Origin of the sequence: Aminobacter sp. BA135 (genome assembly GCF_050859125.1) — a bacterium.
Lineage (GTDB): Bacteria > Pseudomonadota > Alphaproteobacteria > Rhizobiales > Rhizobiaceae > Aminobacter > Aminobacter ciceronei.
On record NZ_CP139572.1, the window covers coordinates 1,375,744 to 1,400,054 of the forward strand.

General features: G+C 63.1%; 20 protein-coding genes. 10 read left to right on the forward strand and 10 right to left on the reverse strand.

Annotation, left to right across the window (positions count from 1 at the left end):
• Positions 1–24: 24 nt before the first annotated feature.
• Together SLT36_RS06720 and SLT36_RS06725 are read right to left on the reverse strand one after the other, a co-directional pair.
• Positions 25–1,266: an MFS transporter gene (locus SLT36_RS06720; protein ID WP_432286407.1), complete on the reverse strand. Its 1,242-nt coding sequence runs from the start codon at positions 1,264–1,266 to the stop codon at positions 25–27.
• Between the two features lie 79 nt (positions 1,267–1,345).
• The gene (locus SLT36_RS06725; RefSeq protein WP_432286408.1) at positions 1,346–1,540 is read right to left on the reverse strand and encodes a DUF1192 domain-containing protein; all 195 of its coding nucleotides are present in this window, start codon (positions 1,538–1,540) and stop codon (positions 1,346–1,348) included.
• A 113-nt stretch (positions 1,541–1,653) separates the two neighbouring features.
• Between SLT36_RS06725 and SLT36_RS06730 the strand changes: the two genes are divergently transcribed.
• A complete protein-coding gene (locus SLT36_RS06730; protein ID WP_432286409.1) occupies positions 1,654–2,664 on the forward strand; it encodes an NAD(P)H-quinone oxidoreductase in 1,011 nt (336 codons plus the stop codon).
• A 118-nt stretch (positions 2,665–2,782) separates the two neighbouring features.
• Here the strand turns inward: SLT36_RS06730 and SLT36_RS06735 are convergent, their stop codons facing one another.
• The 4 genes from SLT36_RS06735 to SLT36_RS06750 form a co-directional block, all read right to left on the reverse strand.
• Entirely contained in the window at positions 2,783–3,583 is an 801-nt protein-coding gene (locus SLT36_RS06735; RefSeq protein ID WP_432286410.1) for a class I SAM-dependent methyltransferase, read from the reverse strand.
• A 296-nt stretch (positions 3,584–3,879) separates the two neighbouring features.
• Positions 3,880–4,584: a hypothetical protein gene (locus SLT36_RS06740; protein WP_432286412.1), complete on the reverse strand. Its 705-nt coding sequence runs from the start codon at positions 4,582–4,584 to the stop codon at positions 3,880–3,882.
• Between the two features lie 139 nt (positions 4,585–4,723).
• Positions 4,724–5,560, reverse strand: coding sequence for an ABC transporter permease (locus SLT36_RS06745; RefSeq protein WP_067957017.1), 837 nt, complete (start codon positions 5,558–5,560; stop codon positions 4,724–4,726).
• Positions 5,561–5,591: 31 nt separating this feature from the next.
• Positions 5,592–6,413: an ABC transporter ATP-binding protein gene (locus SLT36_RS06750; protein ID WP_432286414.1), complete on the reverse strand. Its 822-nt coding sequence runs from the start codon at positions 6,411–6,413 to the stop codon at positions 5,592–5,594.
• Between the two features lie 343 nt (positions 6,414–6,756).
• On the opposite strand from SLT36_RS06750, the gene SLT36_RS06755 reads away from it, so the two are divergent.
• The 6 genes from SLT36_RS06755 to SLT36_RS06780 all read left to right on the forward strand — a co-directional run bounded on the left by SLT36_RS06755 (position 6,757) and on the right by SLT36_RS06780 (position 14,671).
• Positions 6,757–8,871 (forward strand): hydantoinase/oxoprolinase family protein, encoded by a 2,115-nt coding sequence (locus SLT36_RS06755; protein ID WP_067957023.1) that lies wholly within the window; start codon positions 6,757–6,759, stop codon positions 8,869–8,871.
• On the forward strand, positions 8,868–11,063 hold the full coding sequence (locus SLT36_RS06760) for a hydantoinase B/oxoprolinase family protein (RefSeq protein WP_432286416.1): 2,196 nt from the start codon (positions 8,868–8,870) through the stop codon (positions 11,061–11,063). The genes SLT36_RS06755 and SLT36_RS06760 overlap by 4 nt, the downstream gene beginning before the upstream one ends.
• A complete protein-coding gene (locus SLT36_RS06765) occupies positions 11,060–11,515 on the forward strand; it encodes a Zn-ribbon domain-containing OB-fold protein (protein ID WP_432286417.1) in 456 nt (151 codons plus the stop codon). Before SLT36_RS06760 ends, SLT36_RS06765 begins: the two co-directional genes overlap by 4 nt.
• The gene (locus tag SLT36_RS06770; protein WP_432286419.1) at positions 11,512–12,675 is read left to right on the forward strand and encodes a thiolase C-terminal domain-containing protein; all 1,164 of its coding nucleotides are present in this window, start codon (positions 11,512–11,514) and stop codon (positions 12,673–12,675) included. Before SLT36_RS06765 ends, SLT36_RS06770 begins: the two co-directional genes overlap by 4 nt.
• 13 nt (positions 12,676–12,688) lie before the next feature.
• Entirely contained in the window at positions 12,689–13,486 is a 798-nt protein-coding gene (locus SLT36_RS06775) for an SDR family NAD(P)-dependent oxidoreductase (protein ID WP_432286421.1), read from the forward strand.
• 159 nt (positions 13,487–13,645) lie between these two features.
• Entirely contained in the window at positions 13,646–14,671 is a 1,026-nt protein-coding gene (locus tag SLT36_RS06780; protein WP_432286422.1) for an ABC transporter substrate-binding protein, read from the forward strand.
• Here SLT36_RS06780 and SLT36_RS06785 read toward each other — a convergent pair.
• Positions 14,634–15,530 carry an IclR family transcriptional regulator gene (locus SLT36_RS06785; protein WP_432286424.1) on the reverse strand — a complete coding sequence of 299 codons (897 nt, stop codon included), beginning with the start codon at positions 15,528–15,530 and terminating at the stop codon, positions 14,634–14,636. The two genes, SLT36_RS06780 and SLT36_RS06785, sit on opposite strands and share 38 nt — an antisense overlap.
• Positions 15,531–15,669: 139 nt before the next feature.
• Between SLT36_RS06785 and SLT36_RS06790 the strand changes: the two genes are divergently transcribed.
• Positions 15,670–17,814 carry an acetate--CoA ligase family protein gene (locus SLT36_RS06790; protein WP_432286426.1) on the forward strand — a complete coding sequence of 715 codons (2,145 nt, stop codon included), beginning with the start codon at positions 15,670–15,672 and terminating at the stop codon, positions 17,812–17,814.
• Between the two features lie 265 nt (positions 17,815–18,079).
• Here the strand turns inward: SLT36_RS06790 and SLT36_RS06795 are convergent, their stop codons facing one another.
• A complete protein-coding gene (locus tag SLT36_RS06795) occupies positions 18,080–19,495 on the reverse strand; it encodes a PLP-dependent aminotransferase family protein (protein ID WP_432286428.1) in 1,416 nt (471 codons plus the stop codon).
• Positions 19,496–19,577: 82 nt separating this feature from the next.
• On the opposite strand from SLT36_RS06795, the gene SLT36_RS06800 reads away from it, so the two are divergent.
• Positions 19,578–20,441: a DMT family transporter gene (locus SLT36_RS06800; protein WP_432286430.1), complete on the forward strand. Its 864-nt coding sequence runs from the start codon at positions 19,578–19,580 to the stop codon at positions 20,439–20,441.
• A 376-nt stretch (positions 20,442–20,817) separates the two neighbouring features.
• Here the strand turns inward: SLT36_RS06800 and SLT36_RS06805 are convergent, their stop codons facing one another.
• Together SLT36_RS06805 and SLT36_RS06810 are read right to left on the reverse strand one after the other, a co-directional pair.
• A complete protein-coding gene (locus SLT36_RS06805; protein ID WP_432286431.1) occupies positions 20,818–21,768 on the reverse strand; it encodes an SMP-30/gluconolactonase/LRE family protein in 951 nt (316 codons plus the stop codon).
• A 236-nt stretch (positions 21,769–22,004) separates the two neighbouring features.
• A complete protein-coding gene (locus SLT36_RS06810) occupies positions 22,005–22,916 on the reverse strand; it encodes a LysR family transcriptional regulator (RefSeq protein ID WP_432286433.1) in 912 nt (303 codons plus the stop codon).
• Between the two features lie 111 nt (positions 22,917–23,027).
• Here SLT36_RS06810 and SLT36_RS06815 point away from each other — a divergent pair, with 111 nt between their 5' ends.
• Positions 23,028–24,182 carry an acetyl-CoA C-acetyltransferase gene (locus SLT36_RS06815; protein WP_432286435.1) on the forward strand — a complete coding sequence of 385 codons (1,155 nt, stop codon included), beginning with the start codon at positions 23,028–23,030 and terminating at the stop codon, positions 24,180–24,182.
• Positions 24,183–24,311 lie beyond the last annotated feature (129 nt).

Here is a 24,311-nt window from a genome sequence, read left to right on the forward strand (position 1 = left end):
CGTCTCGTCGCACCACCTTGCCTGTCAGGCAGCGTCCTCGTGCCTGGGGTCGAGGCGCAGCGATTCCGGCGTCGCGCTGCGGTCGGCCGGCTGGGTCTTGAAGGCCTCGCGATCCTCGATCGGCACCGGCGCACGCCGCTTGATGCGCAGCGCGGTGTAGCCGGCGAGCGTGAAATGCGCGGCAGCTGTCGCGAGGAAAAGCGCTTCCGGCCGCATGTAATCCATCAGGCCGGCGCCAAGCAGCGGCCCGACCATGGTGCCGAAGCCGTAGAGCAGCAGCAGCCCGCCCGAAACCTTGACGAAATCCTCAGGCTTGGCGTGGTCGTTGGCATGCGCCACGGCCAGCGAATAGAGCGTATAGGCAAAGGCGCCGTAGCAGGCGGTCATGGCGATGACGAAGGCGCCGGAGCGCGGCGCCACCAGGAAGATCAGCACGGCGGCGACCGCCGAAGCGAGCGAGGCGCCGATCAGCACATAGCGGCGGTCGGTGCGATCGGAGACCTTGCCGATCGGGATCTGCAGTGCGGCACCGGCGACGACCACGAGGCTCATCATCAGCGCGATCTCGGGTGTCGAAATGCCGATGCGTGCGCCATAGACGGCGCCGAGCGTACCCCAGTCGCCATTGGCGACGCCGATGAGGAAGCAGGCGACGGAGGCGACCGGCGAATTGGCGTAAAGCCCCTTGATGTCGAGCGAGACGTCCTGCAGCGGCTTGGGGTGGGCGGCACTGGAGACGGCTGTCGGGATCAGCGACAGGCAGAACAGGATGCCCGTGACCATGAACAGCGAGGCGCTGGTAACGTCGCCGCCGGCGACCATCATCTGGCCGGCCATGATCGAGGCATAGGTGACCATCATGTAGAGGCCGAAGACGGTGCCGCGGTTTTCGTTGGTGGCTCGCTCGTTGAGCCAGCTCTCGATGACCATGAAGGCGCCGGCCATGGCGAAGCCGGTAAAGGCGCGCAGCAGGATCCAGACATATTCGTTGACGATCAGGCCGGTCAGCAGCGCGATGATGGCGGCCGATGCGGCGAAGGTGCCGAAGGCGCGGACATGGCCGGCGCGGCGGACGACACGTGGGGCAAAATAGCAGCCGGCAACAAAACCACCGGCCCAGGCGGTGCCCATCAGGCCGAGTGCGGTGGTGGAAAAACCTTCTTCCTGGCCGCGCAGGGGCAAAAGCAGGCCATGCAGGCCCGATGCTGCGAGCAGGAAAGCTGTGCCGCGGAGCAACGACAGGATCGGCCGGTAGGTTGCGAGCATCTGGTGTCCCACCACGAATCAATTAGGCACTGGCACCTGATGATAACCCGTTTGGGGCATATCGGTGGCGGCGCGCGTTTCAGCCGCGCTTGAACAGCGCCTCGGCGGCCGATTTGGTCGAGCCCTTGACGGTGAGCTCGGCCTCGAGCCGGCCGATCTCGGCGCGCAGGGCCGCGATGCGCTCGTTGAGCTCGCCGACCGACAGCAGCGACAGATCCTGGCCGATCTCGTGTACGGGTTTTTTCTTCACCGGCTCGTCATCGAACAGCGCCATCTCGCTTTCCTCCATCGCAGACAGGCGTTTGCCTGATTTGCCAATCAGAATACATAGTGCGTTCAACCACATGTAAAGTCCGGGGCGCGCCGGACCAGCGGAGACCGAAAGACATGGCCAAGCCTGCCAAACTTCCCGAAAAGATGCTGGCCGTGGCGATCAGCCAGCCGGGCGGGCCCCGCGTGCTCAAGGCCGAAAAGCGCGACCTGCCGGAATTGGCCGCCGGAGAGATCCTGATCCGGGTGCATGCGGCGGGTGTCAACCGACCCGACGTCCAGCAGCGCAAGGGCGCCTATCCCGCGCCGCTGGGCGCCTCCGACCTGCCCGGGCTCGAAGTGTCGGGCGAAGTGGCAGCACTTGGCGAGGGTGCCACGCGCTGGCGCATCGGCGACGCGGTCTGCGCGCTGACGCCGGGCGGCGGTTATGCCGAATATGCCAGGGTGCACGAAACCAACGCGCTTCCCATGCCCACGGGCTTCACCTTCACCGAAGCAGCGGCCGTGCCCGAAACCTTCTTCACCGTCTGGCACAACGTGTTCGAGCGAGGTGCGCTGAAGGCGGGTGAGACGCTTTTGATCCATGGCGGCTCGTCGGGCATCGGCACCACGGCGATCCAACTCGCCTCTGCCTTCGGCGCCTATGTCATCGTCACAGCCGGCTCCGACGACAAATGTGCTGCCTGCCTCAAGCTCGGAGCCGATCGGGCGATCAACTACCGCAACGAAGACTTCGTCGAGGCGGTGAAGGACGCCACCGGCGGCAAGGGTGCTGACGTCATCCTCGACATGGTTGGTGGCGACTATGTCGGCCGCAACTACAATGCTGCCGCCGTCGACGGCCGCATCGTCCAGATCGCGACGCAAGGCGGGGCGGTGGCGAGCGCCGATTTCTCCAAGCTGATGGTCAAAAGGCTGACCCATACCGGCTCGACGCTCAGGCCGCGCACGACCGAGTTCAAGGCAGGCATCGCCGCAGCACTCGAAGCCCAGGTGTGGCCGCTGCTGGCCGTCCGCCGCGTGGCGCCTGTCATGGACATGATCTTCCCGCTGCGCGAAGCCTGGCGGGCGCATGAGCGCATGGAAGAGGGCGAACACATTGGCAAGATCGTGCTGGATGTGGGCTGAGGGACCTTCTGCCTCGCCTTTGTAGGAGGGACGGGGTGGGGATCTTCTCCCCGGCGCTTCCAAGGAAGCCCTTTACCGCGCCAGGCCCAGAAGCTCATCGTCAGTCATGGGCGGTGCCTCAGGCAACGATGCCGCGCACGGCCCAGGCGATGTTGGCAAATGAGCGCGGCCCGTCGGGGCGGCCGGCCTCGTAGGCATCGCGCGCGGCAGCCTCGGCGCGCGCCTTGTCCGCCTGGTCGAGCGTGGCGACAAATTTGCCGATCGGACCTTCGCCCGCGCCGATGGGCGCCCAGAAATCGCTGAAGTCGGCATAGTCCATACGCAACAAAAGCTGGGATTCCTCGACGCGTGACAGTCCTTGTGCGACGAAGGCGGCTTTCATCTCGCCCGGCTGCATCATCGGCTGGAAGCAATAGCGGCTGCGCAGTTGCCGGCCGGCTTCACCGAGCATCGCCAACGTGTCGACCGCCATGCGCATGCCGGGCATGCCGCCATAATGATCCCATACAGTGGCAGCGATCACGCCGCCCGGTCGCGTCACCCTGGCCATCTCCGCGATTGCCCGGTGCGCTTCGGGCACGAAATGCAGCACCAGCAGCGCGAGCGTTCGATCGAAGCTGTTGTCCTCAAAGGGCAGGGCGCAGGCATCGGCCTGGCTGATCTCGACGCGCGGGTCCGTGTTGCGCGCCTGAGCCGCCGCGACAAAGACCGGCGAGAAGTCGATGGCTGCGATCTGCCTGAGATTTACGGCCTCGGCCAGCGCAAAAGTCAGGCTGCCGGTGCCGCAGCCGACGTCGAGCACTCTCTCGCCTTCGGCGAGGCCGGCAAAGCCGAGGAATGGCAGCGCGAGTTTCCGGCTCCAGCGGCCCATCAACTGCTCATAGCCGGCCGCATCCTGCACGTTGAAGCTTGATGTCATCGAAGCCTCCTATGCCAAAAGGCATGGTAAGCCGCCGCGAACGAGATGGGAAGAAAGACTGTCGACTGATCCACGCAGGCTAGCTCGTGAATGACCTGCGCCCATTCCCGCCGTTCAGGCAGACGCTGCAATTTCCTGTCATCGGCTGATAGCCTTGGCACACCACTGGGGCGGTCTGGAAAGCGGCCATTGCGATAGTTCAAAGCCAACAGCATTTGGTAACTAGGAGTGCTCGCAATCAATCCCGCCGACGCGGCAAGCACGCAGTGGCGCTGGAATGTCGCGCGTCCGGCCTGCTAGGGCTGGACTCCAGTCTTGAGTGGAGAGGCGGGTGCCGAACACATCAGGTGGCCGACCCAGTCGATCGCAATGTCTTTGGTCCTGGCGCGCCATGTGCGGAAAGGCTCGCCGTCTTCGGCCATGCCGACGCGAGCCCAGTCGCTCCAATCCCGCATGGCCCAGATAAGCACCACCTCGGAATCATTGCGCATGGCGGTGCGAAAGGCGCCGACAAGCTGCAGCCCCAATTCCATTGCCTGGCCAAGCCAATGCTCCGACACCAGCCGCAAATAATCCTGCGCCAGGCCTGGCTTGATATTGACGGTCTCGTGCAGGAATACCTTGGCGCCGACCACGCTGCCGTCGGCACAAAGTTGCTCTATGTCGGGTGAGTAAGGGGCTGCGATCAACAATCGGTCGAGGCCCCCGCTGCGGTAATTTTGAGCCGTGAGCCACCACATCTCAAGCGCCTTGTCCTGCATCGTGTCCGTGCCGGTCTCAAGCGCGAAACTGGCAGCCAGGCTGTCCCAGTCTTCGTACTCCCACAGGTTCACCACTTGTGGCCAACGGCCCGTGCTGCCGAGCGTCCCCCAGACGCCGAAGCATTTTTGAAGGCGTTCGGCACTGTGCCGACCCCAGTCGGTCGTCATGTGTTTGAAGTAGTTGGCCCGGTTGGCGCCGATGATGTCGATATATTCGTGGATATAGATCTTGGAATTCATCCGGGCCTCCCAAAGGTCAGCTAGCTGCCACGCCCTGCCGGGTGGCACTACGAGGGCAGACGAAGAATGATGCCCATCTCGCCGAACGGCCGCGAAGCGCGCTATCGCATTTCGGGGCAGTTCGGATGCTGCGTTGGACCTAGCGGGATCCTTTGGTCGAGGACGCCGTCCAGGGCAGCATCAACCGTCCGAGCCAGCGGACCAGCGAGCTGAACAGGAAACCCATGAGGGCTACGGTGCAGATACCGACATACATCCGGTTGGCCTGAAACAGCGACCACGAATGCCAGATGCGATAGCCTATGCCCTGGCTTGCCTGGACGAACTCGACGCCGACGATAACCAGCACCGCCGTGCCGATGGCGATGCGCATGGAAATGAACAGCTGTGGCAAAAGTGCCGGCCAGGTGACGTGCCTGAACATATTCCAGCCCTTGGCGCCGAAGGAGCGGGCGGCCTCGTGATAGTTCTCGGGGATGGCAAGCACTGCCTCCATGCACTGGATCCAGACCAGGAAGAACACGGTCATGCCGACAAGCAGCACGCTCGGCAGTTCGCCAAGTCCGAAGATCAACAGCAGCAACGGCAGCAGGGCGAGCTTTGGCACCGTGTAGAGCGCGGTAAGGAACGGCTCCAGCGCGGCGCGTGTCAGGCGCGACAGGCCGAGCAACAGGGCGGCGCCAAGGCCTGATGTGACGCCGATGGCGAAGCCGGCGAGCACACGCAGAGCACTCGCGATCACATCCTGCTGCAGCATTCCTGTGCGCAGCATTTCGACCGCTGACAGGAAGATCGCGCTCGGGGCGGGAAAAAAGCGCGAATCGAGAAGGCCGGCGCGGGCGCAGATCTCCCACAGGATGAAGAACACGACGGGCGTCGCCATCGCCAGCACCTTTTCCTGCCTTCGCGCCCGCAGCGCATAACCACGTGGGTCGCGCTCGGCTTCGCCCGGTCTGATAGCGATGGTCTTTTCCATGCTCGTCGCCTCCTCCGCGTCGATGTTTGTTTCAGGCAGCGTGCTTGCCGACCTGCTCTCGCAACAGGTTCCAGATTTCCTGCTCGAGCTTGGCGAAGATGGGCTCTCCGCGGATTTCCGGCGCGCGTGGTCGGGCGAAAGGCACCTCGAATTCGGCGATGATGCGACCTGGCCGCGCCGACATCACCACGACCCGGTCGCCGAGCAGCAACGCTTCTTCAAGGCTGTGGGTGACGAAGACGACTGTGCGTCTGTCTTCTTGCCAGAGCGTCAGCAACTCGTCCTGCAGGATGCGACGGTGCTGGGCGTCGAGCGCGGCGAAAGGTTCATCCATCAGAAGGATTTCAGGCTCGACCGCCATGGCGCGAGCGATGGCGACACGTTGCAACATGCCGCCGGAAAGAGCCGGCGGATATGCATTGGCGAAGTCGGCGAGGCCCATCTTGCCGAGCCAGGCCGTCGCGCGCCTGTCGGCCTCGGCGCCAGACATGCCTGTCATCTCCAGACCGAAGCGGACATTGGCCTGGATCGTCTTCCACGGAAACACATTGTAACTTTGGAACACCATGGCGGTGGGGACCGCACGCGTGCCACTGGTATGGACGAGGACCTCGCCCTCGCTCGGCCTGTGCAGGCCGGCAATCATCCTGAGTACCGTCGACTTGCCGCAACCCGACGGACCGACGAGACAGACGAATTCGCCACTCCTCACCTTGAGATCGACACCGGCAAGCGCTTCGACATTGCCGTTGGCGTCATAACGCTTGCGTACCCCTCGCACTTCTATCTTGGCAGGGGCCTCGGCGGCCAATGGCATGGCAGCTGATATGTCGGTTCTGCGCAATGAGTTCATCTGTCGCTCCGTGAGGAAGTGCAATCCAGCGAGCGCCAAGAGCATCCGCGGACCGGAGGCTAGGCCGATAGGCGAAATCAAAACAATCGCTTCCGCAGATTTTCCGGATAGCCGGAAAATGGCCGGTTGCGTTTGACAGCTTGTTCCGTTCGACGCCTAATCGACGTGTCTCAAGTGGCGGAAATCGTTGCCGCCTTGGAGAGCGGCGGCGGCTTTCGTTCCCCGCAGGATTGTTTCAATTCCGTGCCGGATTTCCGGCGTTCACGGCAGGCCACCAACGGCGAGCGCCATGCGTTCGACGGACGGCGGACTGCGTCCTGAAGAGTGATTTGCGAGTTTGCATATGCAGATCGTCGGCATCGACACTGGCGGCACCTTTACCGATACGGTCATTCTTACCGGCGACGGCAGGATCGGGGTCGGCAAGGCACTGACGACGCACGGCCGCCTGATGGAAGGTGTGATTGCCTCGCTTGCTGTCGCCTCCCGCTCGCTGGGCAAGAGCCTGCGCGAAATCCTCGAGGTGACCGACATCCTGTCGCACGGCACCACTGTCGGCCTCAATGCCCTGCTCACAAACGCCGGCGCCAAGGTTGGTCTGCTTGTGACCTCAGGCTTTGAGGCGACACTGCCGATGGCGCGTTCCAACAAGGTGCACGGCCTGCCCGACGAGGACAGCATCAATGCGCTCAAATGGCGCAAGCCGGATCTGCTCGTTCCCCGCCGCCGCATCATCGGTGTACGTGAACGCATCGACGTCGATGGCAACATCATCGTGCCGCTGGATGAAGAGCAGGCCCGGCAGTCGATCCGCCAACTGGTCGCGCGCGGTGCCGAGGCGATCGGCATCGCGCTGATGTGGTCGCCGGTCAATGGCAGTCACGAGCGCCGTCTCGCCGAACTCGTTGCCGAGGAGGCACCTGGCCTGCATGTGACGTTGTCGAGCGAGCTCGCACCACGCATCGGCGAATATGAGCGCACCGCGACCGTTGCCATGAATGCCTATGTCGCACCTCTTGTCGGCGACTACCTGACCTCGCTCGACGAGGCGTTGCGCGATGAGGGATTTTCGGGCCTGTTCCTGATCGTGACCATGGGCGGCGGCGCGCGTCGCGCGAGTTCGCTGCACGACGCCCCGATACATCTGCTTCAATCCGGACCCGTCGGCGGCATCATGGCCGCCCGCCAGATCGGCGCGCGGCTTGGGCATGCCGACGTGCTTGCCACCGACGTCGGCGGCACGAGCTTCGATGTCGGCCTCGTCGTCGGTGGTGCCCTGCCGACTGCTTCCCGACCACGCATCGACCGGCATAGCCTGGCCGTTCCCGTCATAGACCTGGCCTCTATCGGAACGGGTGGAGGCAGCATTGCCTATGCGGATCCCGAACTCGGCGTGTTGCGGGTCGGACCGCAAAGCGCCGGTTCGATGCCCGGCCCGGCTTGCTACGGCCGTGGCGGCACGCAGCCTACAGTGACGGATGCCGCTGTCGTTCTGGGCCATCTCGATCACCTCGGTGGCGCGCTCATCCTGGATCGCGACGCTGCGCGGTCGGCGCTTGCGCCGCTTGCCGGCAAGCTCGGCCTTGAGATCGAAGAGGCGGCCGAGGGGATATTGCGCGTCGCGAATGCACAGATGGCCGATCTCGTCCGCCGTGCCAGCGTGCAACGCGGCCATGATCCTCGCAACTTCGTGCTTTATGCCTATGGCGGGGCAGCACCTCAGCATGTCGGGCGCTATGCCGCCGAGATCGGTGTGAAGGCAATCGTCATACCGCGGCTCGCGCCGGAGTTCTCCGCCTGGGGGGCAGCCTCCAGCGACATGCGGACCTCCTATGAGATCGAGCTGCCCGCCCGGCCTCTGCAGGACTTCCGTGATGGCGAGATCGACGCCTTCGGTCGGCTCGAGCAGCGCGCTCGAGGCGAATTCGAGGGGCTGGCGGAGGCGAGCCTGGCAGGTGCCGTCGAAATCAGGCGCAAGATCGGTCTGAAATTTTCTCGCCAGTTGCACCGGATCGACATCGAAGTGCCGTCGTCACGGCTTGGTAGAGCCGAGATTGCCGCTGCCGAGGCCGCGTTCCGGTCCCGCTACGAGCAGATCGTTGGTCGGGGTTCGGCCCATGCAAAAAGCACGATCGAACTTGCGGCCGTCGTCGTTGAAGCGCGTATGCCGATCGTCATGCCCGACAGCGCCCCAACGGGGATGCGCGGCGCGCTCCGGCCCAGCCGGCAACGGCGGGCCTGGTTCGGGGGTCGTGAGCAGGAGACGCCGGTCTTCCTGTGGGCCGAGCTTGGCGTTGGCGTCGTGATATCGGGACCTGCCTTCATCGAATCCGACCAGACAACGGCAGTCATCTATCCCGGCCAGACGGTGACGACCGACGTGGACGGCAACCTAACCATGACCGTGCCTGCGGTGCACAAGCGCTCGCCTTCGCCCAGCATCGGGGAATTCGCATGACAATCGGTCCGATCGAGCTCGAAATCATCCGCCACCGACTTGAAGCCATCAACGCGGATGCAGGCGAGACGCTGGTCCGTGTCTCGGGTTCGCAGATCGCCTCCGAGGCGAGCGATTTCAACACCGCGATCATGACGGCCGACGGCACCGTGATTTCGTGCAGCAAGTTCATTCTGGTGCAGTCGACATCGCTCAACCTTATCGTTCGCGACATCCTCGATCGCTATGGCGAAAACCCGGGCATTGGTCGCGGCGACCAGTTTCTGACCAACGATCCCTATCTCGGGACGCTGCATCAGCCCGATGTGACGCTGGTGGCGCCGATCTTTCACGGCGACAGGCTGATTGCCTGGGCGGGGTCGACGGTGCACGAACCCGATGTCGGCGGGCCGGTCAGCGGCGGCTTCAACTATGCAGCCCGCTCGATCTTCGACGAAGCGATCCCGATCCCGCCGGTCAAGATCGTCGAGGCAGGCAGCATCCGCCGCGACATCGAGCGTGATTACCTTGCCCGCACCCGAACACCCGAGCTCAACGCGCTCGATTTGCTCGGCCAGATCGCGGCGAACCGCGCATCCGAACGTCAGGTGCTGGAACTCTGCGCCGCCTATGGCACCGATGGTCTCGTGCACGCGATGGACAGGCTGCTTGCTTCCACGGAGGCTGCCTTTCGTCGCCGCCTCATTGAGCTGCCAGATGGCATTTGGCGCGAGAATTCGTTCATTCAGCATGAGCAGCGTTGCGGCGCCGACTATTTGCCGAACCAGGTCTACGCGGTCCGCCTCGCCATGACCAAGACAGGCGACAAGCTCAGCTTCGACTTCACCGCAAGCGACGACCAGGCTCCTGGCGCGGTCAACTCCACCTATCCGACGCTGGCCAACTTCACCATGGCGGCGGTGCTCGTCCACATCTGCCAGGGCCTGCCCTGGATGCCAGGCGCCATATGGCGCACCATCGACATACGCACCCGAAAGGCCTCGATCGTGGATGCCGAGTGGCCGGCCGGCGTCGCGATGAGCACAGGCACCTCGGCACAAGCGATCCGCAACTGCGTCAGTGGTTGCCTCGCGCGCCTGCTGGACGGTTCGGCAGCCCATGCGCACATGGCCATGGCATCGTCGCAGTCCTCGGGCGCTGGTGGCATGTCGATTTCGGGCCACCGGCGCGATGGCAGCCCTTTCACCACGCTGTTTCTGGACGAGTTGAGCGGCGGGGGCGGAGCCACCAGCAATGCGGACGGAAGCGATACCTCGGGCACCGCGACTTCGCCCGGCGCGACGCCGTCCAATCTCGAAACCAACGAAGCCTATTATCCAGTGCTTTATCTCATGCGCCGCGAGCTGGCCGACTCCGGCGGACCGGGCAGACGACGCGGTGGCGTCGGCGCAATGCATGCCTATCGCCCGCACCAGACCGAACGATCGATCGCGCTCCTGTCCATGGCGCAAGGCCTGCAGCATCCGGCGACGATGGGTGCCGCCGGCGGTGAGCCCGGTTTGCCGAGCGGCTTTGCGATTACTGGGGGTGACGTGCCGGTGGCCGCTGCCAAGGGCTGGCCGGAGCTTGTCGACGTCACCGATTTTCGGCTGCCGGATGCCGCAACCAGGCTCTGGCCCGACCAGATATTGGTCACCTCCTCGCAAGGCGGCGGAGGTTTTGGCGATCCGCTCGAACGCGATCCGGCTGACGTCGCCGCTGATGTGCTCGATGGCCTGGTCAGTGCAGGCAATGCCTTGCGCGACTTTGGCGTGGTGCTGCGCCTCGACGGTGAAAAGGCAGAGATCGACCACGCCGCATCCGAGGCCGAGCGACAGGCGCGGCGCAAGGCGCGGCTCGGTGGCCGCGAACCGCGCAGGATCGACGCGCCGCTCGGTGGACGGCGCCTGTCCAGCCAGTTCAGGGCCGTCGCGGTCCCGGGCGGCGAAAAGGTCGTCTGCGCCGCCTGCGGCCACAGCATCTGCGCCGCTGGCGCGGACATCTACGCATCCCTTGCCGTCCGTGAAGCCGCCGCCGGCGAGCGATCAGCCATCACCGACCGCTATCCCGGCAGCGAACGCTTCCGCATCCGCCATTTCTATTGTCCCGGCTGCGCCCGACAGGTCGACGTCCAGGTCGCGCTTTCAGGCGATCCGGTGCTCGAGGCGATTGAATTGCCGGTTCCCCGCATTCCGACAGAGACAAGACCATGACAGCCATCCCTTTGCCCTATGCTGACGATCCCGACACGGCGGGCTTCTGGGACGCGGCCCGCGATGGGCGCCTCGTCGTCCAGCGCTGCAAGGCCTGCGGCCATTGTCAGTTTCCACCACATCCGTTCTGCGCCGCCTGCGCCCATGCCGAGACGGAATGGGCCGAAACGTCCGGTCGAGGTTCTGTCTGGTCGTACGGTGTTGCGCATGGTCCGACGCTGCCTGGTTTCCAGGATGTGGTGCCGTATCCAATGATCGTCGTCGAATTCGAAGACCATCCTGACATCCGCATGGTCGGCAGCCTGGTTGCGGCACCCGACGCTGCCATCAACAGCGTACCAGTTTCGGCAATCCGCATCGGCATGCCGGTCGACGTCACCTTTGCTGCCGTCTCCGACGATATCACCCTGCCGCGCTGGATGCCGCGGGTTTCCGAGAGCCTGAAGCCATGAGCGATATGATCTCCCTCAAGGACCGGACTGCGATTGTCGGTATTGGCGAGACCGCCTTTGGCAAGGCCATGGTGCAAAGCGAGGAGCAGCTTGCCTGCATGGCGATCAAGGCGGCGCTCGACGACGCCGGCATCTCGCCGTCGGAGGTCGACGGCCTCTGCTCGCTCAATATGGAGAACGTCTTCCAGCACGACATCGCGCGTGATCTCGGCATGAAGGAGGTGACCTATTATTCGCAGATGCCCGCCGGTGGTCATGGCGGCTGCGGTACTGTCGGCCATGCGGCCATGGCGATTGCCACCGGCCAGGCCAAGGTGGTCGTCGGCTGGCGCTCGCGCAAGCGGAGCGGCCGCGCCAGCCGTGTCTGGGCGCAGCTGGAGCAGCGCATTCAGGGCAGCCGCGATACCTGGCTCAGACCCTGGGGCATCATCCGGCCTGTCGACGAGGTCGGCGTGATGTACAGGCGCTATATGCACGAATTCGGCGCCACCCGCGATCATCTCGCCAATGTTGCATTGGCGTTCCGAAGCCATGCCAACCGCAATCCCAAGGCCTTCATGCATGCCAAACCGATGAGCCGCGAAGACTATTTCGCAGCGCGCTGGATCAGCGAGCCGCTTTGCCTGTTCGATTGCTGCCTTGAGACGGACGGCGCGATCGCCTTCGTCGTCACGGCAAGCGATCGCGCCAGGGACTGCCGCAACAGGCCCGTCTACGTCCACGCCGCAGCCCAGGGGTTCGATGGCGGCAGCGCCATCCTTGCCAACTACTTCACAACAGATCCGATGCGCTCGCAGGCTGCGACCTGCGCGAAGTCGCTGTGGCGCCAGAGCGACTTCCGCGCTGCCGACATCAAGGTGGCGCAGGTCTACGACGCCTTCACGCCGGAAGTGTTCTTCACCCTCGAAGGCTACGGCTTCTGTGGGCGAGGTGAAGGCGCTGCCTTCACCGAGGATGGGGGCGTCGCGCTCGGTGGACGCCTGCCGGTAAACACAGGCGGCGGCAGCCTCTCCGAGGTCTACCTGCATGGTTTCAACATGATCACCGAAGGCGTGAAGCAGATGCGCGGCACCTCGACCGGTCAGGTCGAGCAAGCCGACTGCTGCTTCGTGAGCTCGAGCGATCTGGGCCCGACCTGTGCGGTCGTGTTGCGCAACTGAGAGGGGGGCATTGATGCACGATACCATTGTCTGGATCAGCGGCGCGACGCAGGGTGTGGGCCTCGGGCTTGCTCGCAACGTTCCGTTCAACAACGCCCGCATCATCAATCTGTCGCGTCGGAAGCACCCCGACTATGAGAGCGTCACCTTTGATCTGACCGATCCCGCGTCATGGGATCGCGTCCGTGGGCATTTCATCCGGGAGCTGGCTGCCTTTCGCGGCAAGCGTGCCATATTCATTCACAACGCATACTATTCCGAAGCGATCGGCGTGGTCGGCAAGGTCTCCTCTGAGACATACAAGAAGGGCGTTCTTGCCAATCTCGCTGCACCCTTCGTGCTTGCTGAAGCGTTTCTCGACGCTTGTCGTCCCGGCTACGAGGCAGGGCTGGTGATGCTCTCTTCCGGAGCCGCTGTGGCAGCGCTCGAAGGGCTGGCCACCTACTGTGCGTCCAAGGTTGCGATCGAACACTGGGTCGAAGTCGTCGCACGCGAACGCGAAAGCCGCGGCGGAACCGGGCCATGGGTGGTGGCGGTACGGCCGGGCGGCGTCGATACGCCGGCCCTGCGCGCGGCAGCCGAAGTCGATCCCGAACTCTATCCGCGCGCAGCAAGCCTCAAGCGCAACATTCCAAACCGCGTCGACATAGACACGGCGGGCAGGCGGATCTGGGCAGCACTGCCGCCGGCCCCGGATACCGCGGTCATCTCATTCGCCGAACCACCGGGTGATGCGGCATTCCAGTTTGGTGGTCCGCGCATAAGGCAACTCGCCGGGTCGAGCTGGAAGCTGGTCTACGACGCGGGCTGACAGGCGCATCGGTCCGAATCCGGAACGCTTTCCGGAGAGCACGAGGTGCAGGGGCAATGGATCAGGGCGTCCTTTTGCGTCCGTTCGGACGCACGACGCTCCAGGAGGTTGCCGACCGGTGGAGGACCGGCGGCGAAAAACAGCAACAGGGAGGAAGCAATGAAATCTCTATGGAAGAAACTGGCACTCGCCGCCGCCGTGATCGGGGCAAGCTTCGGCGCCCGTGCCGAGGGCTCCGACGCGCCGAAGCCACTGCCGCAGCGTGAGAAGGTGATCGTCGCCATGACCGCCAAGGTCGAGGCATACATACCGATGCTGCTTGCCGACCGGATGGGGGAGTTCGACAAGGAAAACATCGACATCGAATACACCTTCGCCAAGTCGAGCGACGGCATCGTGCTCCTGTCCACGGGGCGCGCGGACGTGCTTGGCGGCCAGCCGAGTGCGGCCGTCTTCAACGCCATTGCCAGTGGCGCCGACATTCGTGTCGTGGCGCCGCTCTTTGTCCAGTCGCCGGCCTCGAAGCAGGGCATCTGGGCCAATAACGCCTTTCTCAACGGCCGCAAATTCACCGTCGACCTGTTCAAGGATCAGACGGTCGCCAGTGCCATCGGCCTCGGCTCGACGGCCTCCTACTTCCTGCAGACGGAGCTGGAAAAGGTCGGCCTGTCGCTCAAGGACGTGAAATTCCAGACCATGGCTTCTGCCGACATTCTCGTGGCTCTGGAAAACGGTGCCGTCAATTTTGGCTACCTGATCGATTCCATCTGGCAGAAGGCCGACGAATCCAAAGTGTCTTTGGCCTTCGTCCAGGGGCCTGAGATGTCAGCAGGCTCGTGGAGCTTCGGTCCGCGCCTGCTCAAGGAGCGGCGCGACGTGGGCGAGGCGGTGATGCGGGCACTGGTGCGCACGACGCGCACCTATCTGCAGGGCGACTACCACGACAAGCCCGAGATCATGAAGATCATGCTCGAGGAACTGCAACTGCCCGAGGAGACGCTGAAGAAGGGCGTATCGCTGACCTTCGATCCCAATCTGTACATGCCGGCAGATCTCGCCGCGCGCCTGCAGAAGACCTACGCGCTCATTCCGGAAGTGCTGTCCTACAGCGAGTTGATGCCGGAAGACCGTGTCGTCGACCAAGGCTTCATTGCTGCCGCGGGCATTCCCATTCCGGCGAAATAGGCAGGTCGTCATTGGCCCGGTGCAATTCCGCGAGGCGTTGATGCCGGGCAGCTATCTGCCGGAGGGCGGATCCCAAGGCCGCTGTGGCGGGGCTTTCCTCGGGATCGGCACTGACAAGCCCGACGGCGACCGGCACACGCATGAACTTCGACTGGAAGGGTGCAGCCACTGCGGTAGCCCCTTCCGCCGAGAAGCCGCGGGAGGTGGCATAGCCTTGTTTGCGAACCGATCTGACCTTGTCGAGCAACGTGGCCACACTGGCCACGCGCCTTGCCGGCGGTTCGGTGCGAAACATGCGCTTGGCAATCTCCACCACCACCTCCTGCGGCTTGCCCGACAAAAGCGCCATGCCGGCCGCTGTCGACCAGTCGTAGTCGGTGAAGCCTTCGACATGGACGCCGGCGTGAAAGTCAGAGCCGGCGATGATCGCCGAGCACTGGACCCAGCGGTCGTTCTGCATGCACAGCCACACCGTCAGGCCGGTGCGGCGATGCACTTCGTCCATCAGGTCGGAGACTGCCGTGCCGCCGAAGAAGGAACCTTCGATGCGCCGGGCCAGAGTGACGATCCGGTAGGAAGGCAGGTAAACCTTCTGACGTGGATCGAAGGCGAGGTAGCCGGTGCGCACCAGCGTCTTCAAAATGTCGTCGGCGCTGGAATTGGGAATGGCAAGCGCTCGGCTGATCTCGGTCGTACGCGCCGGCCGCGGATTGGCCTGGAAATATTCGAGCACGGAAAGCACGCGCAGGCTGGATTTCACCACGCCGCCAGAGCGGTCATTGGTGACGCCCCGCAGCAATTCGTTGGGCTCCTCGAATCCCAACTCCGCCCGTCTCGCCGTGTTGGCCGCGGTTCGCATGGCGCTCTCCTCTCCTTGTGCCGGCGGGCCGGCACAGAGCGTTTCGCCGCCAGTTTGGCACATGACCGAGACCCTGAATTCGGCCATTTGGCCTAGGCCAATCGCCCGGAACATCCGACAAACCGAAAGACCCCAAATCATGCAGACAATCCCCCAGGCAAACCCACCGGCCATCCGGCACGCCCGTGAAGAACTCGACCGCAGCCTGGTCGATCTCCAGCGCATGTTTCGCAAGAAGAGCGGCATTGCCTATGTCGGCCGTGTCGATGCGTCGCCGCAAGCGCATAGCTGGTTTCGCCGCTTCGGCGATGACGTGCGGTTTTGCTACGTCAATCCGCGCGGCGGTGAGGCCGGCGGCGTGCCTGTCTTCACGTCGATGGCGGAGGTGCCTGATTATGTCGACCTCGCCGTTGTCAAGGTGGCGCCGGCGATCGTTCCGCAGGTAATCGCCGATTGCGGTCGTCGCGGCGTGCGCGATGTCATCGTCTTCAGCTCCGGTTTTTCAGAAGTCGGTGCCGAGGGTGCCGCGCTCGAAGCCAAGGTCGCCGAGGCCGCACGTGAACATGGCGTGCGTGTCATCGGGCCGAACACCAACGACAACACATTTGAGCAGTTTCCCGTGCCGGAACATCATCGCGGCGGCCTCGTCGGTTTGGTCACCCAGAGCGGCTTCAACGGCCGGCCCATCGTCGAGGGCATCGCCATGGGTGCTGCCTTCCGGCGTTGGGTGACGGTGGGCAACGAGGTCGATCTCGAGGTTGCCGACTTCATCAACTACTTTGCCCATGATCCGCAGACGTCGGTCATTGCAGCCTATGTCGAAGGCTTCAAGTCGATCGCCAAGCTCAGGCTGGCGCTTGAGGCTGCCAATGCAATGAAGAAGCCAGTGGTCATGCTCAAGATGGGATCGACCGAGCGTGGTGCGCGCATGGCCGCATCGCATACAGGTCACCTCGCTGGAGCGGATGCGGTCATCAACGGCTTGTTCCGGCAGTATGGGGTGATCCGGGTCCGCGATCTCGACGAGTTGCTCGAGACGGCCAACCTGCTCGCCAAGCTGCCGGCGGGCACCGGCCCGAACTGTGCGCTCTACTCGGTTTCGGGAGGCTCGACGACGCTGATGGCCGAGCTGGCCGACAGCTATGGCGTGAGCTTTCCCGATCTGTCGCAGGCGACGATCGAAAAGCTCTACGCCTACCTGCCCAACTACGTCACCGTCTCCAATCCGATCGACAATGGCGGCGGCTTTGTCATCGCTGCCCCGCAGCAACAGCGTATCGAGGTGCTTGAAGCAATTGCCGCCGACGCAAACGTCGATGTCATCGTGGTCGGGCTGACGGCGGCCCTTGGCCTGCTGTCCGACAGCTTTGCCGCCGACGTGCTGGCTTTCGCACCACGTTCGCCCAAGCCTGTGGTCGCGATGTGGGGGTCGGTGCTGACCGACAGTCCCGGCTATCGCGACCTGGTCAGCTCAGGCGTGCCGATCTTCCGCTCGTTCCGCAAGTGCTTCCGCGCCATGCGCGCGCACGCTGACTACGAGGCCGCAAAGGCGGCATTCCGCAGCCGCTCCTGGGATGCAGCAGCATTGTCGGCCAGCCAGCAAGGCGCGCTGAAGCAGGATGGAATTCTCGACAGCGCACAGGTGGCCGCACTGCTCGACGGCTCAGGCATCTGCCGTGCTGGCGAGCGCCTCGTCACCTCGTCCTCCGAGGCAGCAGAAGCGTTCGCGGCCTGGGGAGGACGCGTCGTCATGAAGCTGGCTTCGCCCGACATTGCCCATAAGTCGGATGCGGGTTTGGTGCTGCTCGACATCGGTGACGCTGTGACTGCCGCAAGCACTTACGAGAGCCTGGTGGCAAAGGCGAAGACCCATTTTCCGGCGGCTCGGATCGAGGGTGTGCTGATGCAGGAATTGATCGGCACCGGCGTCGAGATGATCGTCGGACTGACGCAGGATCGCGATCTTGGCCCAACCATTACCGTCGGCGCCGGGGGCATCTATGCCGAAATCTTGAAGGATGCGGCTACGCGACCGTTGCCTGTCGACAAGGACGATATCAGCGACATGATCGCCAGCCTGAGGCTCTCCCCTTTGCTCGATGGCGCCCGCGGCGCGGAACCGTCGGACAAGGAAGCCCTTGTCGATCTGGTTTTCAATCTGGCGCAGCTGGGGCTGGCCGCCGGTTCCGCGATAGCCGAGCTTGACCTGAATCCGGTTATCGTGCTGCCGGACCGGGCTGTGGCTGTCGATGCGCTTGTCGTCGCGGCCAACTCATCGACATAGCCGCCCGATGGCGCAATTCTGCGCCGTTAGAAGGGAGAATTGGGATGCGCATCCAACAAGGGTAGGAGGTCTTCAAATGCGGTCGGGCGACAGATCGCGAGCCTCTTATCCGGGCATCGCGTGGCGCTACTTTCGCTCGAGCATCAGAGGTAGCGTTGCCGACCAGCCGAAGAGCTTGAAGCGTTTTCGTTAGTCGGCGATCAGGAATGACCTATTGCTGGCCACGTCGAGCGGGGGCCGCTCCTTGCAAAGAGCCTCGCATGATCTAGCGATCCCCCGTACCGGATTGGGATAGCGACCGCCGTATCGTCTCGAAAACCCTGCTGCTGCCAATTTGTGAGACGTTGAACCTCATCAGGTCTCCTGCCGTCTGGGCAGGGCTGAAAGCGTTCCCGGGCGCCAGGACGACACCATCGACAAGTGCTGCCCTTGCCACTTGTGCCGACGATCGAGGACCAGGAACTCTACACCAGAGAAACATCCCGGCCTGCGGTTCCAGCAAGGGCACGATGCCTATCTCCCGCAACTTCGCTCCGACTTCGTGGCGTGCTCGAGCAAGGCGCATCCGCAGTCCGTCGAGATACTTACGATGGCCACCGTCACTGAGCACGCTGAGGACGAGCTCCGCGTTGAGACGCCCGCCGCCGAATGTTGTCGCGATTTTCAGGTCGACGATCCCGTCTATCCAATCCTTTTTCGCGGCAATGAACCCGCATCGGGCTGAAGCAGAGAGGGTTTTCGAGAAGCTGCCGATGTGGATGACTCGGTTCAAGCCGTCGAACGCGGCGAGCCGCGGGCCGGGCACGTGCTCAAAGTCGGCGAATATGTCGTCTTCGACGATTGTCAGGCCATGCTGTTCGGCCAGCATCAGGACACGATGGGCGATAACAGGAGAAAGCGTCGCTCCCGTCGGATTGTGGACTGCCGAGTTCGTGATGTAGAGGCGTGGCCGATGCTCTGCGAGCACGGACGCGAACACCTCGATATCGGGCCCATTTGGGGTGTAGGGAACGGTGACGACCTGAACCCGGTGCGCTCTCAACAGCGCCTGGAAGTTGAAGTAGCAGGGATCGTCGAGAAGGACTTTATCGCCCGGTTCGATGAGATAACGACAGAGAAGGTCGATGGCCTGGGTGCCGCTTTCGGTCAGGATGACCTGGTCGGGCGGCGCCTCAATGCCCTTCTCTGCCATTCGCCGGGCGATCAATTGCCGAAGGGGTGGCAATCCCAATGGCGATCCATATTCGGCCAGGGCAATGCCGGAAGCCCTGGAAAGTGCGCGTAGACCGCGCCGGAGGCCAGCCTCGGGAAGCCAGTCAGGGGGCAGCCACCCGCAGCCCGGCTTCTCGGTATTGTCGCTGGCTTCCAGCGATTGGCGGGACACCCAGAACGGATCGATAGCTCGGTCGAGCTTCGGGCCAACCTCGGACAGCAACAGTGGGGCGGTCTGTGTCGCCACGTAGAAACCGGAACCAGGACGAGATAGCACCAACCCCTCGGCAACGAGGCGGTTATAGGCTTCTACGACTGTCGAAACCGAGACCCCTGACGTCTTGGCCTGTGCCCGTATCGAGGGAAGCTTGCTGCCCGGCAAGAGGCTGCGTCCGGCGATTCGACGCCTGATCTGCTCCATCACCATTTCGATACGGGTTGCGTCCATCTGTATTGCCTTTGTGGCCATAACAGTAATGTCAAACTGTACCGTACTGTGTCTGGCGGTTTCAAGCGGCTGCCCGCATAGGTCCATGGACAAAGGGGGTGCCATGGAACGGTCGACAAGCGGTTGGTTGTACGGATTGATAGGGGTGATCATCTTCAGCGGGTCACTGCCCGCCACGCGCGTCGCCGTGCAGTCTCTGGATCCGGTTTTTCTGACTGTCGCTCGTGCGGCAATTGCCGGCATTCTCGGAGTTGTTTTACTAGCCGCCTTCAGGGAGCGCCGCCCGGAACGTCGCGATCTTGTTTCCCTTGTGGTCGTTGCCCTCGGCGTGGTGGTTGGTTTTCCGCTTTTGACGGCTTTTGCCCTTCAGCATGTCACGTCGGCCCACTCGATCGTGTTCATCGGCCTCCTTCCGCTCTGCACCGCTATCTTCGGCGTGATCCGCGGCAATGAACGACCCAAGCCGATCTTCTGGCTCTTCTCGGTTCTCGGAAGCGCACTTGTCGCCGGGTTTGCGATCAGCCAGGGGCTGTCTGCCTCGCCTGTCGGCGACGCGCTCATGTTGGCCGCGATCGTCGCTTGCGGGCTCGGTTACGCCGAAGGGGCGACGCTTTCCCGCAAGCTCGGTGGATGGCAGGTCATTTGCTGGGCGCTGGTGATATCCCTTCCGGTGATGCTGGCGCTCACGGCGATCTATTGGCCTGCCACATTTGAGAACGTGACGGTTCCGGCATGGACAAGCCTGGCCTACGTTTCCCTGTTCAGCATGCTCATCGGCTTCGTCTTCTGGTATCGCGGCCTTGCGCTTGGCGGCATCGCCTCGGTCGGACAACTTCAGCTCCTGCAGCCATTCTTTGGCCTCGTGCTTGCCGCCACATTGCTCCGCGAGCCCGTGACCCCCGTGATGTTGGTCGTCACCGTCGCTGTCATCTGCTGCGTCTTCGGGGCGCGCAGATTCGGCAAATGAGGAAGAGTTGGATGTGTGCGTCAGCCGCTGCAAGGAGGCCGCTCTGCCGGGCGTTCATCGTAGGGCATACCGCAGTCGGCCCCATGGTGGCCGCGCAGTGGCACGGTTGATCAAGGCCAGCCCCATCCCGACCAGCGATACCGCCGTTGTATCCATCAACACTGCGAAAAGCGCCGACAACGCATGCGAGGCGAACTCGCACCGCGTCGTCGGCAGGCGGGGACCGAGGCGAACGGGCTTGGCCCAAGTTAATCAAGGCTGCGTCCAGCCCGTCGATGCTGCCTGGCGGATCAACGGAACGGCTGCAGGTGCAATTGCGATGTCCGCGCAGCCAGGGGGCGCCAGCCCCGCTGGAGTGCGCTTGTCATGCTCTGACTTACCAGAGCGGCTTATCCAGCTTCGTGCAGGCTATGGAGTTTGCCTGGCTTTCAGGCAGATGCTTGAAGAAATTCAGGTTGGTCACGCAGATGTCGCCATTGCCGAAGGCGATGCTTGCGGGTGCCCCGAGAGGCGCCTGAAGCGGGTTGCCCAGTTGCTGCCGCTTCTTTGCGTCGGCACTGACCTTCCAGACTTCGCTGCGCGTGGTCTCAGTCAGGTAGAAATTGCCGTCCTTGTCGACCTCCAGGCCATCCATGTTGTCGTAGCCGAAGGCGAGCATCTCGGCCTTTCCGGCACTGCCGTCATCCTGGATCGGCACCTTGACCAGCAGCGGGATGCCGCCTGTCACGCCGTAAAGCGACTTGCCGTCCGGCGCCAGCGCTATGCCATTGACGCCCACCGGATAGCCGCTGAGAGAGCGGTCTCCCGGACTGAACAGTGGATCCTTCGACCACAACTCGGCTGATTTCTGCTCGGGGTCTATTTTCCAGATGGCCTGGAGGCTGAGATCTGACAAGTAGATCTTGCCGTCCGGTGCTATGACCGGGTCGTCGGGGAAGCAGAACGGATATCCGTCGGCCCGCGTCACCACCGGCTCCACCTTGCCCGTCGAGATCGTGACCTTGTACAGGCCGGATTTGGTGACCGTCGCATCGCCACATCCCTCGACCGCCAGATTGGCCTTGGCTGGCCAGGGGAAGCGCTTGGAATATTCGGAAAAGGCGACGTAAAGGTTATCCTTGCCGTCCCAGTCGATGCCGACTGTACTTCCTTTGGCATCTCCGATCACCGTCCTCAGATCGGCGATCTTGGTCGACGTGCCGTCGGTTGCGACCTTCATGACCAGCGCGGAATGAAACAGGCTGACATAGAAATTGCCGTTGGTGTCGCCGACGAGCCCTTCGGGGGCGTCGTCGAACTGTGCAAGAATTCGCCAGTCGGATGCCATTGTCTGTGATGCAAGAGACGATGCAAAAAATGCCAGAAGTGCGCCACGACGCAACATTTCTCTCTCCCATTTTGTAGATGATAGGTCCTCGCCCAATAAAGGGTGGACGCGTTCAAATGCTCTGCATCGTCTGTTCGGACTAATGCTCTGACGTGCTTTCGCAGCTCCGCCTTGTTCCGAAGCGCATGGATATTTGCTTCGTCACGACTGCCCGGCAGCTGTTTCGGTGGGCGTCCTCAGATCGCCGTGGCGAACTTCCAGGCGGGGTCGGCCGCGCGCCCCCGGGCAAAAACAAGCAGGTCCTCCGCCACCTGGCTGACGGCGGCGGAATGCACGCGATATCGGTTGACCGCGAGTGCCCAGGTGACATCGAAGCCCTGGATCACCGCCATCGAAACCCTGTCGTCGCGCTTGTGTTCGTAAATGGACGAATAGGGCAGCATGGTGTAGCCGACGCCGGCGCGCGCAAGCTCGTAGCACATGGCAACCGACTCGACTTCGACAACAGTGTTGATCGAGAGATTTCCGGTTCCGAGCTTCTGCTCGAGATATCGCCGTATCGGATTGCCGGACTCAGGCAGCACGAGCTTGTGCTGCACCACGAAGTCGGCCGACACCATCCCTTCGACGCCCAGTTCCGCGCTTTCGGTTCCGAGAAGCATCATCGGCTCGCGAACAAGCGGCGTCAGGCTGAAACGCTGCGTTCGCGGCTGCAGCGCAGTGATGGCAACGTCGAGGGTCCGCCGCTGCATCCACACCTCGAGTGCGTTGGAGACGATTTCGCTGACACGCAACGTGTAATGCGGATGTTTGCGGACGACCTTCTCCAGAAAGGGGATGGCCAGCAGGCGGTTCAGCGATGAGGGCAACGCCAACGACACGGACGTCGAGCTTTCCTGGGCGATCTCTTCCTTGATCAGAACGGCTTCGCGCAAAAGCTGCGGCGCACGCCCGGCCAGTAGCAGGCCGGCCTCGGTCAGCTTGGTCCCTGTCGTGTCCCGCCGGAACAGCGAGGCGCCGATTTCGCCCTCGAGGAGGGCAATCTTTCGCGAGAGCGACGGCTGGGACAGGTTCAGGTCGGCGGCCGCACGGTTCATGCTGCCAAACTCGGCGACACGCAGGAAGCACTCGAGAAGTCTGAGATCCATGTGGCGCTCGTTATTCATAAATCGTTGAAGTCATATGACCATTATAGGAATAGTGGAGGACCGGCTCTCGCGCTAGCCTCCGGGACAGTTGAAATCGCAGAGCCTGTCCCGATGCCTGAAGCCTACATCATCGATGCCGTGCGCACGCCCGTCGGGCGCAAGAAGGGTGCGTTCGCCGGCACGCATTCCGCCGATCTGGGCGCCTTCCCGATCAGGGAACTGGTCAAGCGCACCGGCATAGATCCGGCCGGCATCGACGACGTCATCTTTGGCTGCACGGAAACCATCGGCCCTCAGGCCGGCGACATCGCCCGAACCTGTGCACTGGTGGCCGGCCTCCCCGAACATGTGCCGGGAGTGACGATCGACAGGCAATGCGGATCGTCGCAGCAGGCAATCCACTTCGCCGCCCAGGCCGTCATGAGCGGAACCCAGGATCTTGTGGTTGCCGGCGGCGTGCAGAACCTCAACCTCATCCCGATGGGGGCGGCCATGTCGGTCGGCACGCAGTTCGGTTTCGACGACCCTTTCAGCAGCTCGCCGGGCTGGCAGGCACGCTACGGCCAGCAGGAAGTCAGTCAGTTCAGGGCTGCCGACATGATCGCTCAGAGGTGGGGCTGCAGCCGCGAAGACATGGAACGCTTTGCGCTTGAAAGCCACAGGCGCGCCATCGATGCCATCGATCGGGGACTTTTCGAATCCGAAATCGTTCCCATCGGCAGCTTTTCCGTCGACGAGGCGCCACGCCGTGATACCAGCCTGGCCAAGATGGCTGCCCTGGCTCCACTGCGCGCCGGCGGCCGGGTCCATGCTGGCGTCGCCAGCCAGAACACTGACGCTGCCGCGGCCATACTGATTGCGTCCGAACAGGCCGTGAAGGACCACGGGCTCAAACCGCGCGCACGAATCCACCACATCTCGGTCCGCGCTGCCGATCCTGTCTGGATGCTGACCGCCCCTATCCCGGCCACCCGGCATGCGCTCGCCAAGACCGGTATGCGGATCGATGACTTCGACCTGTTCGAATGCAACGAGGCTTTCGCTTCCATCCCCATGGCCTGGATGCGCGAGCTCGAAGTGCCGCACGAAAAGACAAACGTCAATGGCGGCGCGATCGCGCTCGGTCATCCGCTCGGTGCCACCGGGGCGCGCATCATGACTTCGATGTTGTTCGAGTTGGAACGACGCAACGGCAAGTTCGCCCTGCAGACCATGTGCGAGGGCGGAGGGCAGGCAAACGTCACCATCATTGAGAGGATGAACTAGGCAGAATCAATAAAACGTCACTCCAGCACGAGCAACATGAGTGATCCGACCAGGCCTTGTCGGATATGTATTTCTTTTGTTGCTTTCATATACTTAAGCAACGTCAAATATATCGTCCAAATAGACGAT

Coding starts and splice junctions, on each gene's coding strand:
- SLT36_RS06720 (WP_432286407.1), bottom strand. CDS start 1,266: ATGCTCGCAACCTACCGGCCGATCCTGTCGTTGCTCCGCGGCACAGCT.
- SLT36_RS06725 (WP_432286408.1), bottom strand. CDS start 1,540: ATGGCGCTGTTCGATGACGAGCCGGTGAAGAAAAAACCCGTACACGAG.
- SLT36_RS06730 (WP_432286409.1), top strand. CDS start 1,654: ATGGCCAAGCCTGCCAAACTTCCCGAAAAGATGCTGGCCGTGGCGATC.
- SLT36_RS06735 (WP_432286410.1), bottom strand. CDS start 3,583: ATGACATCAAGCTTCAACGTGCAGGATGCGGCCGGCTATGAGCAGTTG.
- SLT36_RS06740 (WP_432286412.1), bottom strand. CDS start 4,584: ATGAATTCCAAGATCTATATCCACGAATATATCGACATCATCGGCGCC.
- SLT36_RS06745 (WP_067957017.1), bottom strand. CDS start 5,560: ATGGAAAAGACCATCGCTATCAGACCGGGCGAAGCCGAGCGCGACCCA.
- SLT36_RS06750 (WP_432286414.1), bottom strand. CDS start 6,413: ATGAACTCATTGCGCAGAACCGACATATCAGCTGCCATGCCATTGGCC.
- SLT36_RS06755 (WP_067957023.1), top strand. CDS start 6,757: ATGCAGATCGTCGGCATCGACACTGGCGGCACCTTTACCGATACGGTC.
- SLT36_RS06760 (WP_432286416.1), top strand. CDS start 8,868: ATGACAATCGGTCCGATCGAGCTCGAAATCATCCGCCACCGACTTGAA.
- SLT36_RS06765 (WP_432286417.1), top strand. CDS start 11,060: ATGACAGCCATCCCTTTGCCCTATGCTGACGATCCCGACACGGCGGGC.
- SLT36_RS06770 (WP_432286419.1), top strand. CDS start 11,512: ATGAGCGATATGATCTCCCTCAAGGACCGGACTGCGATTGTCGGTATT.
- SLT36_RS06775 (WP_432286421.1), top strand. CDS start 12,689: ATGCACGATACCATTGTCTGGATCAGCGGCGCGACGCAGGGTGTGGGC.
- SLT36_RS06780 (WP_432286422.1), top strand. CDS start 13,646: ATGAAATCTCTATGGAAGAAACTGGCACTCGCCGCCGCCGTGATCGGG.
- SLT36_RS06785 (WP_432286424.1), bottom strand. CDS start 15,530: ATGCGAACCGCGGCCAACACGGCGAGACGGGCGGAGTTGGGATTCGAG.
- SLT36_RS06790 (WP_432286426.1), top strand. CDS start 15,670: ATGCAGACAATCCCCCAGGCAAACCCACCGGCCATCCGGCACGCCCGT.
- SLT36_RS06795 (WP_432286428.1), bottom strand. CDS start 19,495: ATGGCCACAAAGGCAATACAGATGGACGCAACCCGTATCGAAATGGTG.
- SLT36_RS06800 (WP_432286430.1), top strand. CDS start 19,578: ATGGAACGGTCGACAAGCGGTTGGTTGTACGGATTGATAGGGGTGATC.
- SLT36_RS06805 (WP_432286431.1), bottom strand. CDS start 21,768: ATGGCATCCGACTGGCGAATTCTTGCACAGTTCGACGACGCCCCCGAA.
- SLT36_RS06810 (WP_432286433.1), bottom strand. CDS start 22,916: ATGGATCTCAGACTTCTCGAGTGCTTCCTGCGTGTCGCCGAGTTTGGC.
- SLT36_RS06815 (WP_432286435.1), top strand. CDS start 23,028: ATGCCTGAAGCCTACATCATCGATGCCGTGCGCACGCCCGTCGGGCGC.